The sequence below is a fragment of the Micromonospora orduensis genome (genome assembly GCF_006228125.1).
GTDB classification, from domain to species: Bacteria; Actinomycetota; Actinomycetes; order Mycobacteriales; family Micromonosporaceae; genus Micromonospora; species Micromonospora orduensis.
This window is the reverse complement of sequence record NZ_VDFY01000138.1, coordinates 41,691-55,793: the sequence shown is the minus strand read 5'-3', so window position 1 is coordinate 55,793 and position 14,103 is coordinate 41,691. Positions and strand designations below refer to the sequence as shown.

Annotated in this window: 7 protein-coding genes; all 7 read right to left on the bottom strand. The window is 74.7% G+C overall.

The window, feature by feature from the left end; translation table 11 throughout:
* Positions 1-6: 6 nt before the first annotated feature.
* A complete protein-coding gene (locus tag FHG89_RS33300; protein ID WP_208760937.1) occupies positions 7-3,042 on the bottom strand; it encodes an ATP-binding cassette domain-containing protein in 3,036 nt (1,011 codons plus the stop codon).
* Positions 3,043-3,067: 25 nt separating this feature from the next.
* A complete protein-coding gene (locus FHG89_RS11635; RefSeq protein ID WP_139584393.1) occupies positions 3,068-5,251 on the bottom strand; it encodes an NHLP family bacteriocin export ABC transporter peptidase/permease/ATPase subunit in 2,184 nt (727 codons plus the stop codon).
* Positions 5,248-6,057, bottom strand: coding sequence for an HlyD family efflux transporter periplasmic adaptor subunit (locus FHG89_RS11630; protein WP_139584392.1), 810 nt, complete (start codon positions 6,055-6,057; stop codon positions 5,248-5,250). The genes FHG89_RS11635 and FHG89_RS11630 overlap by 4 nt, the downstream gene beginning before the upstream one ends.
* Positions 6,054-7,514, bottom strand: a complete 1,461-nt coding sequence (locus FHG89_RS11625; RefSeq protein WP_139584391.1) for a SagB/ThcOx family dehydrogenase — start codon at positions 7,512-7,514, stop codon at positions 6,054-6,056. Before FHG89_RS11625 ends, FHG89_RS11630 begins: the two co-directional genes overlap by 4 nt.
* Before the next feature lie 44 nt (positions 7,515-7,558).
* Positions 7,559-9,835, bottom strand: a complete 2,277-nt coding sequence (locus FHG89_RS11620; protein ID WP_139584390.1) for a TOMM precursor leader peptide-binding protein — start codon at positions 9,833-9,835, stop codon at positions 7,559-7,561.
* A 125-nt stretch (positions 9,836-9,960) separates the two neighbouring features.
* Complete coding sequence (locus FHG89_RS11615; protein WP_139584389.1) at positions 9,961-10,980, bottom strand: hypothetical protein; 1,020 nt, start codon at positions 10,978-10,980, stop codon at positions 9,961-9,963.
* A gap of 151 nt (positions 10,981-11,131) precedes the next feature.
* Positions 11,132-13,999: an ATP-binding protein gene (locus FHG89_RS11610; protein ID WP_139584388.1), complete on the bottom strand. Its 2,868-nt coding sequence runs from the start codon at positions 13,997-13,999 to the stop codon at positions 11,132-11,134.
* Positions 14,000-14,103: the final 104 nt, after the last annotated feature.

The window sequence follows — 14,103 nt, the reverse complement described above, 5'->3', positions numbered from 1 at the left end:
CTCCCGTCAGCTCGTCGCGGGCTGCCCGTCCGGCTGCCGGCTCTGCTCGACCACCGCGTCCGGCCGTCGCGGCTCGGTGAGCAGTTGCCGCCGCGCCAACCGGTGGAACAGCCCGTCGGGCTGCTCCATCAACTCGTCGTAGCTGCCCCGCTGCACGATCCGCCCCTCGTCGAGGACCACGATGGTGTCCGCCGCCCGGACCGTGGACACCCGGTGGGCGATGACCACCCGCGTCGCGGCCAGGGCCGCGGTGCTGCGGGTGACCACCTCCTGGGTCCGGTTGTCCAGGGCGCTCGTCGCCTCGTCGAGGAAGATGATCCGGGGCCGGGGAGCCAGCGCGCGGGCGATCAGCACCCGCTGGCGCTGCCCGACCGAGAGCGTCCCCCCGCCGAACGGCACCATGGTGCTCATCCCCATCGGCAGCGCCTCCAGGTCGTCGGCGAGGCCGGCCATCCGCGCCGCCTCCCAGACCTGGTCCAGGGGGTAGCTGCCGGCGCCGCAGATGTTGTCCCGTACCGAGCCGGCGAAGAGCTGCCCGTCCTGCAGGACCACCCCGCACTGGCGGCGGACCGCGTGCACGTCGAGTTCGCAGAGGTCCTGGCCGTCGTAGAGCACCGCGCCCTGCTGCTGGCGTTCGAACCCGAGCAGCAGCCGCAGCAGTGTGGACTTTCCGCAGCCGCTCGGTCCGACGACGGCGACGAACTCACCCGGGCGCACGTGCAGGTCGATGTCGACGAGCACCGGCGGCTCGTCCGGCTGGTAGGCGAAGGTGACCCGGTGCAGCGCGACCTCGCCGCGCAGCTCGCCCGGGTCGACCAGGTCCGGGCGCGCCTCGGGGTCGGCGCGCAGGATCTCGCGCAGGCTGCCCAGCCGGGGCACCGCCGCGATCACCTCGACCCCGGCCGACGTCAGCACCAGCAGCGCGCCGAGCAGCATCGCGAAGCCGACGTTGAGGACGAAGAAGTCGCCCGGCGGGACCCGACCTGCCAGCGGCCCCATCAGCACGGCGAACAGGACCAGTTGACCGGCGATCGGGAGCACGGTGGCGAAGGCGACCAGGCCCGCCTGGCTCTGCCGGACCCGTTGCAGCGTCGCCCGGGCCGCCGCGGCCACCTCCGACCAGCGGGCGTGGGCGCGGGCCTCGGCGGACGCCAGCTTGATCTTGACGATGCCGCCGAGCAGCTGGTTGGTCATCGCCGCCGCCCGGTGCTCGGCCGGCAGCGCGGACCGCTGCTGACGCACGATCAGGACGGCGAACGCGCCGAAGGTCAGCAGGGTGACGGCGACGATGCCCGCCCCCCACAGGCCGAGCACCGGCTCGACCACCAGGAGCATGCCGAGGGTCACCGCGACTGTCGCGCCCGCCGAGACGAGCTGCGGCAGCAGTGCGCTCAACGCCTCACCGACAAACGAGATCCCCAACATCGAGTTGGCGATCTCACCGCTGCTGCGACTGGTGAAGAACCGGGCCGGCAGGCGCATGAGCCGGTCCCAGATCGCCAGCTGCGCCCCGGACTGCAACCGCCCGTCCAACCGCAGCAGCCGCAGGTTCTGCACCACCCCGACCAGCCCCGCGACCACCGCGGCGCTGAGCATCAGCGCGAGGAAGCCGAACAGGCCGTTCACCTCGCCCTGGCGGGCCAACTGCCCGAGCACCTCGCCGGTGGCCAGCGGCACGCCCAGGCCCAGCAGCGCCACGCAGGCGGCGGCGACCAGCAGGCCCCGTACGTCACGGGACGCGCCGACGAGCCCGGCCCGCACCAGGTGGCGCATCCGGGCGGTCGGCGGCAGCGGCGCCTGCACCTGTGTCGCCTCGGCGGCGAACGTCGCGGCCACCGTCGCGTCGACCGGCCCGTACGCCCGGGTGTCCGGGTCGACGTGGTGGTAGCGGCCCCGGCGGAACACCAGCGGCACCGCGACGGCGCGCTCCGGGTCGTCGCCGGTGCGCCACCCCACCAGCGGCCCGAGGTCCCGCCGCCACCACCGCTGCGGCAGGTGCAACTCGCGCAGGAACAGGCTGGACGCCCGGGACACCGCCCGCACCGCCGCCCGGTCGTCAAGTGGCGCGCGGCTGCGGTCGGCCGGCTCGTTGACCGGGCTGCCCATCCCCTCGGTGACCACCCGGACCACCGAGGCCGCCCGCCCGTACCTGTCGAAGCCCTGCTCGGTGTCCGGAACCGGAGCGGCGCCGCCGGCGCCGATCACCCCGATCGACCGGCGGGCCGCGGCGGCGAGCACCGCGGCGTCGACCTGCCGGCGCCGCCGTACGGCGTTCAGCACGGCCGCGTCGGCCTCCTCGATCCGGGTCTCCACCATCCGCAGCAGTCGGACCACGTGCTGGTCGACGGCCGTGCGGAGCTGACCGGTGACCAGCAGGTCCCAGCTGCCGTGGCTCTCCACCGCGCACGGCGACTCGGCCACCACCCAGTCCCGCTCGACAACCAGCAGCAGCTCCCGATCCCCCGACATCTCCACCGGGCCACCGTCGTTGCGGCGCAGCAGTCCGCCGGCGCTGCGCAGCCACCAGGCGCCCCCGGTGGAGGTGAGGGCGCTCCCCTGCGCCAGCGAGACGATCTCGCGGCCGCTGAGGGTGGACGCCTCCCGGGGCGCCTGCCCGCGACGCAGGGCGTCGGCGATGGTGACCAGCACCAGGTCCACCGCCTCGACCAGCTCCGTCGCGGCGGCCCGCGCCCGCGACGACCGCCCCCCGTCCGCCGGGCGACCGAGCCGGACGTGCCGCTCCAGCAGGGACAGGTGAGGTTGGGGCAGAGCGCGCAGCTCCGTGCCGGGCAGCGGCACCAGGATCAACTGCCACGCGCCGATCGCGGTGGACGTCGGCACGAGGCCCCCCGCGGGCAGCCGGGCCACGTGGTGCCGGCGCGACGGGCTCAGCCCGGCCCGGCGCACCGCGAACAGGTCGGCCTCGCCACCGGTCACCAGCCAGCCGGCCACCGGGTCGTCCAGACGGCAGACCTGGCGTACGCCGTCGGCGCAGAAGCCGATCAGGTGGCCGGCCGGGGGCTCCTGCACCGCGCCGCTCATCAGCGTCTCCCTCGGATCGTCGTGGTCACTGGTCCCGGACCAGGCGCGCGTACGTCCCGTCCCGGGCGACCAGTTGCTCGTGGGTGCCGCGTTCCACCTCGCGACCGCCGTCCAGCACGACGATCAGGTCGCAGTCGCGGACCGTGGACAGGCGGTGGGCCACGATCAGGCAGGTCGCGCCCCGCCGGCGCAGGTGCATGTCGATACGGCGTTCGGTCTCGGCGTCCAACGCGCTGGTGGCCTCGTCGAGCACCAGCACCCGGGGATCGCGGACGAGCGCGCGGGCGATCTCGAGCCGCTGCCGCTGCCCGCCGGAGAAGTTGCGGGCGTTCTCCCGCACCGGGCTGGCCAGGCCACCCGGGCGGGCGGCGACCTCGTCGTACAGGCACGCGTCGGTAAGCGCGGTCACCACGTCCTCGTCCGCGACCGTGAGGTCCCACATCGTGACGTTGTCGCGGACCGTCCCCTCGAACAGCCGCTGGTCCTGGTCCACGATGGCGACGGTGGCCGCCCAGAGTCCGTCGTCGGCGTCCGAGCGTTCGAGTCCGTCCACGGTGACCCGGCCGGTCCACGGGCGGTAGAGCCCGGCGACCAGCCGGCCCACCGTCGACTTGCCGCTGCCGGATCGCCCGACGAGCGCCACCCGGGCGCCCGGCGGCAGGTCCAGGGTGAAGTTCTCCAGCAGTGGACGGCCCAGCGGGTTGTAGCCGAAGGTGACGTCCTCGATGCGCAGATGCCCCTCCATCGGCGTCAACGGTGGGGCCGGACGGTCCCCGGCCGACGGCAGCGGGTACTGCTCCACGTCACGCAGCCGGTTCAGGTCGGCGCTCATGTCCTGCAGCCGCGAGCCCAGCGCGGTCAGGTTGCCCAACGGCCGGTTCATCGCGGCGGCCAGGCTCTGCATGCCGACCAGCACGCCGACGCTCATCGCCTCCGCCACCACCTGCCGGCTCCCCAGTCCCAGCAGCACCGCCGTCGTTCCCGAGGCGAGGAACGCCGGCAGGACCGAGAGCACCGCGGTGGGCACCCCGAGCCGCTGCTGGCGGCTGGCGACGGTGGCGTGGCGCGCCGCGAACCGGGCCACGGCGCGTTCCTCCTCGCCGCCGGCCTTCACCGTCTCGATCATCTGGACGGTGGTGTACACGGTGGTCACCAGTTTGCTGCGGTCCGCCTGGAGCCCGGCGACGGCTGTCGACCGGGTCGAGGCGACGTAGCGCAGCACGCTGACGTTCAGCCCGGCGAGGACCATCGCGCACAGTCCGAGCAGCAGGTCGTACTGGCAGAGCAACGCCCCGTACGCCAGCACCAGGCCGGTGTCCACCACTGTGGTGGCCGCCCGGCGGGTGAGCACCTCGGCGACCACCTCGTTGCCGCGGACCCGCTGGCTGAGGTCGGCGGCCTGCCGTTGGTCGAAGAACGTCGGCGGCAGCCGCAGCAGATGTCGGAAGAACCGGGCGGCGCTGCCCAGGGCGAGCGCCGTCTCCGCGCGTACGGTCAGGCGTTGCTGGAGCAGGCTGGCCAGGAAGGTCAGCCCGGTGGCCACCGCCACCGCCGCCACCAGGCCGGCGAACGCGGCCCGATCCTCCTGGAGCAGCACCCGGTCGACGAAGACCTTGGCCATCACCGGGATGGTCAGACCGACCACGGCGATCAGCAGGCCCAGCAGCAGCATCTGCGCGATCGCCGAGCCCGGTCCACGCCACCGCTGCGCCAGCGCCCGGAGCAGCCGGTAGCGGGTGCCGCCCGGCCGGAACTCCGGGCCGGGCTCCATGGTGAGCACGATGCCGGTGAAGGCGCCGTCGAACTCCTCCCAGCTCACCGCCCGGGGGCCGGTGGCCGGATCGTTGATGAAGACCTTGCGGCCGAGCCCCTCCAGCACCACGAAGTGCTCGAACCGCCAGAACAGCACCGCGGGCAGCGCCACGGTGGCCAGGCCCGCCAGGTCCATCTGGAAACCCTTGGCCACCATCCCGTACCGGCGGGCGCCCTTGAGCACTGTGGCCGCGGTGGAGCCGTCCCGGCTCACCCCGCACACCCGGCGCAACTCCTCCAGGGGTACGTGCCGACCGTGGTGGGCGAGCAGGATCCCGAGCGCGGCGGCGCCGCACTCCACCGCCTCCATCTGGATCAGGGTGGGCGTACGGACGCGTCGGCGGCGGATCCTGGGCAGCTCCGGCGCGCCGGTGGCCGCGATCGGCGGGGCGCTCATCGCCGCAGCAACCAGTCGATGGGGTGTTCCCTGTCCACGGTGAACCAGGCGGTGACCTCGCTTGCCGAGTTGAGCTGGAACGGCGGCGGGGACTTGGTCCAGCGCAGGCCACCCGGGGCGGCCGGGTCGGGTTCCAGGGTGACGGTCACCCGGACCACGCTGCCGTCGGCGAGCAGCCGCCGGACGTCCGGCCCGGTGCCCAGGAAGGCGCGCAGCGAGGCCTCGGTCTCCGGAAACGCGCCGACGGTGGTCACCCGGCCGGCCAGGGTGCCGAACACGTTGCGGGGCGCCGCCGCGGCGGCCACCTCGACGGGTACGCCGGGTTGCAGCAGCGGCGCGGCGACGGCCGGGGCGTAGACGACGGCCTGCAACTCGTCCCCGGCGGTGTCGAGCCGTTCCAGGTCGGCCAGGTGCGTACCCGGGGTGACGAGCTCGCCCTCCGAGACGAGCCAGGCCACGACGTACGCGTCACCCGGCGCGTTCTCCACCCGCACCTTGCCGTCCATACCGCGCAGGCTGTACAGGGGCGTGCCCTTGGTCACCCGCTGGTGCGGTGACGCCCACACCTTGGTGACCTGACCGCTGTCGAGCGCGTCGAGGGCGGAGATCCCGTTGGAGTGGATGAGCACCCCGGCCGCCTCGACGGTCCGGGGCACCACCGTGCGCACCGACCAGACGCCGGCGGCGACCACGACGATGACCAGCGCGGTGGTGGCCAGCCAGTTCGGCACTGTGGTCAGCCGGACCGCCCGGTCCAGCTGCTCGGGCGCCTCCAGTTGGCGCAGCGCCTGCCGCCGGAACTTCACGGCCGGCCCCCTCCGTCGGCGGCGCGGCGCGAGCCGAGCAGGAAGTCGGCGACGCTCGGCTCGACAAGCGGATCGAGGCCGGACAACTCGGCGAAGGCCTGGGAGTCCCCGGCGCCCAGGGCGCACGGCGCCAGCCCCATGGCGGTGGCGACGAGATACATCTGCTGGGTCAGCACACCCGCGTCCTTGAGAATCATGGCGTAGCTCATCCCTTCGTACTTCCACATGAGCCGCTGGACCCGGGCGGTGACCACCAGGACCGTCTGCGGCGGCCGGGGCATGGCGCCGGCCGCCCGGGCGTACGCCAGCAGCCGGTCGGCTGCCGCTCCCCAGACGGCGACCGGCTCCAGCCGGTGCCCGACCGCGTCGTAGTGGTAGAGCCCCGGGTCGAGCCCGGCGCAGCGGGCGACCAGCGGATAGATCTCCAGCTCGTAGACCCCGCCGCCGCCCGGGTAGGGCCGGTGGCCGACCTCCTGTCCGCCGGCCTCGCCGACAGCTGTGGTGTGCTGCGACCGGTACAGGAATTCCGCCAGCCGCTCCAGGGGCAGCGGCGCCCCGTCGTGGTCGCGCACGGTGCGCCGGTCCGCGACGACCTGACTGAACGCCGGGTCCGCCTTGGCGATCGTCGCCAGGTCCGGCAACGGCAGCTCGACCGCCCGGCCCCCGTCGTACGGGCGGCGCAGCGGTTGCGGGGCGAAGCGCTCCCGCATCCGGTAGGTGCCGCCCACCGGCAGCGCGTGGCCGCCGGCCCGGGAGCGTTGGTGCAGCCGCAGCTCCTCCGGCGACCAGTAGGCCAGCGGCGCGTCGTCGCGCTCCGCCTCGAACTCGGTGTCGGTGACCAGGATCCGGGCGGTGGCCAACTCGTCCAGCACCCGGCCGGCGGCCTCGGCGGGTACGCCGAGCGTGCGGGCCACCGTGTCGGGCCGGACGCCCGGCACGGCGGCGGCCAGCACCGCGCCGAGTGTGGCGTCGGCGCAGCCGACGGTGAGGGTGCTCAGCGACGACGCGGCCACCAGCATGCCCCGTTCGTGCTGGAGGGTGGCGAAGCGGGAGAGCCGGTAGCGGGCCCCCGGGGTGTGCGGGCGGCTCTCCGGGAGGCTGCCCCGTCCCAGGCCGGTGGGCACCAGGTCGAGCAGCGCCCGGTCGTCGACCTGGACGCGACGCTCCAGCCAGGAGTGGGCGAGCAGCCGCCGCAGCAGCAACTGCGCCGGCAGCACCCGGCTCTCCCCCTCCAGGCCGCTGATCAGTCGGCCCACCTCGACGTCGCCGACCCAGTCGGCGGCGAGCCGCAGCAGCAGCGCCCGCCGGCCCATCCCCGGATGCTCAAGGGTGAGCTGGAAGCGGGTCTGCCGCAGGGTCAGCGAGCCGTCCTCACCGACCCGCAGCTCCGCGTCGCGGCGCAGCCGGTACGAATCCTGGATCGGCGGACCGCCGACGGCGCCGCTCACGACGGCCACCGGCCGACCGGGTCCACCCTGCTGGTCATCTGCGCATCCCCTCACTAGAAGAAGACGTTCAGCGGATTGGCCGACGCCTCGTCGGCGGCCACCGGGCTCCGGCCGAGGCGGGCCGGCACGTCCCACAGCCGGCCGGGGCCGAGACGGCGCCAGAAGTGCCGCAGACCCGGCACGACGACCTTCACCACCGCCAGGTCGACATCCGGACGGGACTGGTCGACGACGATCACCTCGAGGCCGGCCCGCTCCGCCCGGCGTACGCAGTGCCGCACGTCGTCCCCGACGTCGCCGGTGGTCAGCGCCGGGTGGTCGGCGGCGGTGCGCGGCGGCCGGGCCGGGTCGGGAGACAGCCAGGGCTCGTCGGCCACCCGCACGGTGCCGAACCAGCGCGCGGTGTCCGGGTCGTCGACGCCGTACCTGTTGCGCGCGGAGGTCGGCCCGGGAACCGCGGGCAGGAACTGGTTCACCTCGGTGAGCGCCCGGGTCAGCGCGACCCGCGCGTCCAGGTGCGCGCCGAAGCCGACAAGGACGTCCTCCGGCCCACCGTCGGCCCGTCGGGACACCGCCGCGAACGCGGGTACGCCGAGGTCGGCGGTCAGGTCGAGGGCCCACAGCTCACGGCCCAGGGCGGTGGCGTGGTGATCGACGCAGGCGGCGGTCCACGGGTCGCCGAACGAGTCGAGGTCCACCCCGGGCATCCGGGAGCGGTGGTACCACCACAGCGCCACGCTGTCGCGTTCGACGAGTTCGCAGAAGCCCTGCACGATCGCCTCGGACAGGGTGCCGCCGGCCGCGCAGCCGTTCGAGTCGGCCGAGCACACCCCGAGCCCGGCCAGCTCCGGATGCCCGTACCAGCAGTGCGCGGCGGGCAGCTCGCGCGGCGCCTGCCGGGTCAGCGACCAGCCCGTGGTCCAGTCCAGCTCCACCTCGTCCGGCAGCGGTCGGGGAACGCGGTGCAGGTGGCCGAGATCGCGGTTGAGCCGGTCCCGGTCGGCGTACTGGCGATCGGAGAACAGCAGCAGCTCCCCCAGGTGCACCGCGCGGTCCGGGCCGAGCTGCCGGTAGGTCGCCCGGTGCACCGGACGGTCGCCGCGCCACACCCCGCAGTAGCGCTCCACCGCCTCCCCGATCGCGCTCATCCGGGCCTGCAGGTCGGTGCGGCCCTTGCCGCCGCTCTGCCCGCGCAGGTTGCGGCGCAGGGCGGCGAGCTGGCGGGGCTGGGCGAAGTTGTGCCCGGCCGAGTAGGTGTGGGTGACGCCGTTGTCGGTCGCCTCCAGCGGGGTCAGGCGGCTCACCACGCCCAGGTACCGGCTGACGTGGTGGGCGAGCGCGGCGTACGTCTCGGCGGGTTCCCGGGTCCGGGAGTCGCCGGCCCGGCTGGGCTCGGCGCCGCTGGGAGGCAGGTCGATCCGTGGTTCGGCCTTGCGGACGAGGTCCGGGTCGCCGCAGGCGGGGCACTGCGGCTGGCGTACCAGCTGGTGGCTCTCCGTGCTCAGGTCCCGGGTGTCCAGGGCGACCATCCGGCCGGTGAGGCGGGGCGAGGTGCCCCGTACGGCGAGCACGGCGAGTTCGGCGGCGAGCAGCCCGGCGGCCGTGGTGGCCAGTCCGGGCAGGACGGCCCGGCCGGGCTGCGGCGGTGGACCGGCCAGGTCCTGCCCGCCGAGGTAGGCGTTCACCTGCTCGTTCTCCTGCCAGCGTTGCCGTAGGCAGGCCCAGCAGCCGGTGCGGCCCGGCACCAGGTGCGGCCCGAGGAAGACGACGTTGCCGTGCGGCCGGGCCAGCGTCCACGCGCGGCCGGCGGCCAGGTGCCGCTCGTTGATCAGGGCCAGCCGGGGGTCGAGCATCGACGACGGCAACACCAGCACCTGGGCGGTGTCCGGGTCGGGGTGGGGCCTGTCCGGCCCGACGACCGTGACGTCGAGGCCGAGTGCGCGCAGCGCGTCGGCGGTTTCGTCGAGCCGGGGCGCCCCGAGGTCCACGATGGTCACCGGACCTCCGGCCATCCAGCGCCGCCCGGCCTCGGGCGGGACACCCCGGGCGTCCCAGCCGGCGGCCTCGGCCGGCGAGGTGTGCGCCGGACCGGACACCAGCAGTCCGTGGTCGCGCAGTCGAGCCAGGGCGGTGGCGACGGCGGCGACCGGGTGCCGGGTGGCCAGCCGGGCCACCACGTCGGCCAGCGGCGCGGCGCCGTCGAGCTCGTCGGCCAGGTCGGCGGCGACCGGATCGTCGACGAGCAGGCTGCGGGTCTCCCCCAGCACCACGAGCGGACCGTCGGGCAGCCGCACCGGTATGTAGTCCGATCGGAAACGCGGACGCCACATGCTTCCTCCCGAGCCTGGTGGCCGGACCGTGGCCCCGCCGGCGATCACGGCTGCTGCCATCGTCGCGGTCCGGGTCGTCCGATCCCGAGTGATGCCACCGGTTTCTGCCGTCGGCGGCGGGCGGGTCAGCCGGCGGTGACGGTCAGCGCGGTGTCGTTGAGCCCGAGCACCGAGGTGCCGGTGATCTGCGTCGGTACGAGCAGCAGGAAGGTCTCCACCCGGGTGACCCGGATCGACTTTCCGCTCACCGCCGTGCGGTGGCCGGTGGCGATCAGGTCCGGGCTCTGCGGCACCATCCGGACGGTGGTGGGACCGCCGGGCGCCGGGCGCAGGGTGTCGGTGGCGTGGACGGTCAGGAACGCCAGCGTGCCGGCCGGCACGGCGACCGCGCAGTCCGACCACTCCGCCTTGTCCATGGTCCGCTGCACCGTCGCGCCGGCACCGGCGAGCTGCTGGCCGTAGACCTCCCACCCGCCGGCGAACTGGCCGTCGAGCAGCGGGCTGGACGCGACGAGGGACCGGTTGCTCGTCGTGGATCCGATGCTGCGGGCGAACACTTCGGCGGCGAGGGCCCGGCGGCTGGTCTCGTCCAGGGCCGTGCCGCCCTCGGTGGCGGGGCGGCCGTCGATGCTCCGGGCCACCACCAGCGACGGTTGGGTGATCTGGACGTTGTGGCTGAGCTTCCACTGGCCGTCGGCGCCCAGCACGAACTGGCTGGTGTCGGTGGGTGCCAGCTCCGATCCGGCGAGCCTGAGGGTGGCCGTGGTGAGGAAGCAGGCCGGGTCGCCGGGCGGCACCGCGAAGGCCGGGTTGATGTGCTGGAACGACGGTTGCGGGCGCTGGTTGTAGGCGGCCCGGCGGACCGCGGCGATGCTGAGGTCCAGTGAGGGTGGTACCTCCTGGGTCCGCAGCGCCTCCACGTCACCGGCGACCGAGGCGGCCGAGTCGGCCTGGTCGAAGGCGGTGAGCACCAGCGCGGCCCGCTCCCGACCGAAGGTGGCCGGGCCCTGGGGCGCCGGGGCTGCCGCGTCCACCGGCTCACCCCCACAGCCCGTGAGCACGAGCAGCGTCACCGCGGCGGCGGCGAACGCCGGCACCGGCGCGGCGAGGGTACGCGGGCTCCTGACGGATCTTCTGCCCAGCATCTCGTCCTCCATCCACCACCGGCCGACGGGAATCGCGCCCGATGCAGTCGAGTATGTGAGCGACTGTCGGGCGTGACCGGTGCCGGCGCGGCCTCGTGCTGCCCGGCCGGTGGGCGTTGCACCGATCGACGTCATCCGGCCCGGATCGCGGTCACCGATCGGTGTCATCGAGCCGGGCGACCCAGGCGACCAGAGCCGACCGGGAGGCGACGCCCGCCTTGCGGTAGATCCGGGTCAGGTGCGCCTCGACGGTGCGTGGGCTGATGTTCAACTGCCGCCCGATCAGTCGGCTGGTGGCCCCGGTCGCCGCCAGCCGAGCGATGTGCCATTCCCTGTCGGTCAGGGCGGCGACCTCGCGTGGGCCGACCGGGCGGGCCAGTCGCAGGCCGACCCGCTCCGTCCCGCACCACCTGGCCAGTTCCAGGGCCCGGCGGCGGGCCCGCGCCGCCGGGCCGGTCTCGTCCGCCGCCTCGGCCGCTCGGGCCAGGGAGGCCAGCGCGAGGCTGCGCCGTAGCGCCATCCCGCCGGCGCGGAACAGGTCGGCGGCGGTCTCCAGGTGCGGCATCGCCGCCGCGACGTCGCCGCGGGCGAGCAGCACCTCGCCGTACGCCGACTCCGCGAAGCCCCGCTGCCCGGGAAGGCCGACCCGATCCGCCTCGGTCATCGCCCGCCGCGCCAGACGCTCGGCGTCGGCCAGCTCGCCGGCGGCGAGCGCCGCGGCGCAGAGCAGCTCGTACCACATCGGCCGGAGGGTGGTCTGCAGGCGGCTCAGCCGGCTGTCGCCGCCGGCCGAGCGCACCAGTTCGGCGCAGGTCGCCGGATCCCCGGACAGCAGCGCCGCGGTCGCCAACGCCATCGCGGCGGTACGGCCACACCAGGTGGCGGGGTCGGTGGCGATTCCGAGCGCGCTGCGGGCCAGCGCCACCGCCCGGTCCTCGTCCCGTGGCCCACCACGCCAGGCGGTCGCCTCCGCCTCGAACGCCAGGGCGAAGCTCAGCAGGTGGCGGCTGCCGATGCGCCGGGCGACGATGCCCGCCTCGGTGGCCAGTCCGATCGCGGCGGTCAGCTGACCGCCGTGGTAGGCCACCTGACCGCGACCGAGCAGCAGCTGGCACAACCCGTCGTCGCGGTGCGAGGCGCGCACGAGCGTCAGGCCCCGGTCGAGGTGTCGTACCGCGTCGGCCTGCCGTTCGAGGTACAACTCGGTCAGGCCGAGCGCGGTGAGGCAGTCGGGATGGTCCCGCACGTCCCGGTCCGGCAACGAGTCGACGATCCGGGCGCCGGCGTCGAGCAGGCCGCGGGCGTCGTCGAGGACGCCGTCGTGCGCGGCGGCCAGGCTGCGCACGGCCAGGAGGCCGGCCCGGTCCGCGCCGGAGCCGCCGTCTTCGCCGAGCGCGTCGGGCAGTGCGGCCACCGGCCGGCCGGCGAGGATGCCTGCGACGCCGATCTCGGTGGCGAGTCGATAGCCGCCGGTGGGTCCGGCGCCCTCCGGCAGGGCGGCCAGCTCGCGACGGCTGATCGCCGCCGCCTCCGCGTAGTTGCCGAGCAGGCGTTCCACGCGCGCCCAGAGAGCCACCGCCTCGGCCCGTCGTCCCTGCCGGTCGGCGGGGAACAGTGGCACGATCTCCTGAAGCAGGGCCCGGCTCTCGGCCAGGTTGCCCGCCTCCCCGGTGACCTGGGCCAACGCGAGTGACACGTCTCGGCGACGCTGCGTCGTACCGGCCGTGGGCCGTAGTGCCCGCAGTGCGAGCCGCAGCCAGCGGATCGCCAGGTCCGGTGCCTCCCGCCGGATCTCGTGCGCGGCACGGCAGAGCACGTCGACGCAGCGTTCGGCCCAGCGACCGTTCGGCTGGGCGAGCAGACGCTCGGCGTAGCGGGCCCGGTCCGCGGGTGGCGCGCCCAGCTCGACAAGCGCGGTGAGTGCCCGCGCGGAGGCCTCCACCCGCCACGCCGGATCGGTGTCCTGGGCGACCGCCATCCGCAGCACCGGGTGCCGGAAGGCGAACCGTCCCGTGCCGGGGACGCGGCGGATCAGGTCACGCCGGGCCAAACGCCAGCCGGCCTCGACCGCCAGGGCCGTCGGGACCTGAGCGACCTCGGCCAGCAGGTCCGCCCCGAAGGGCGCGTCGACGATCGCCCCGGCCCGCAGGCAGGCCAGCTCGACCGACGGCAGATCCGTCCATTCGCGGCGCAGCACGGCCACCGCCGCGTCGGACAGCCCGCCCTGCGTCTCCCGGATCGGGTCGGCGTCGTTCGACGCGGGGCCGCCCGGGAGCGCCGCCAGGTAACCGGGATTGCCGCCGGTCAGGTCGTACCGGTCGCGGAGCTCCGCCTGGTCGACGTGCGGGTGCAGGTGCGCGACCTCGGCGAGCCCGAGAGGGGTCAGCTCGATGCGGTCATGCGTCGTCGACTCCCCCTCGGCGTGTTCGTCGGGATCCGGCGGGCCGAACGGCATCGGGGTCGCCATCTGCCGCGGACGGTAGACGAGCACGAGCAGCAGCGGGGCGGGCACCGGATACCGCAGCAGGTGGGCGATCAGACCGGCGGAGGAGTCGTCCGCCCAGTGCAGGTCGTCGAGGACCAGCACCAGACCGTCCTGGGCCGCCAGGGCGATCAGCCGGCGCGCCAGCTGGTACGTCCGGAACCGCCGGGCGTCCGACGCCCGCGCCGGTGGCACCGCGGCGGCGGACTCCGCCCAGGTCTCCCCGGTGGACCGCCCGGCGCGCAGCCCTCGTCGGAGCGGCTGCCCGGTGGTGAAGGCGTGGCGGAACACGTGGAACGGAACGCCCCGCTCATCCGGCACGCAGGTCCCGACGGCCCACGGGACGGTATGGACGCACCGCTCCAGGGCCTCGCGGACGAACCGGGTCTTGCCGACGCCCGGCTCGCCGACCACCTCGCAGACCACCTGCCGGCCACGGCTCAGCACGGCGGCCTGGGCTCTCCCGATACGCGCCAACTGTGGTCGCCGCCCGACGAAGTGCGGGCCTGTTGACGCATTTTCCAGCCCAGGTGTCATCACGCAGATCAGACGCTTTCCGGAACGGTCCGAGGAGATTGGTCGCACTATACCCAAGCACCGTCGAATAACGAACGCGCCGACGCGACAAGCTCTCCTTTCGA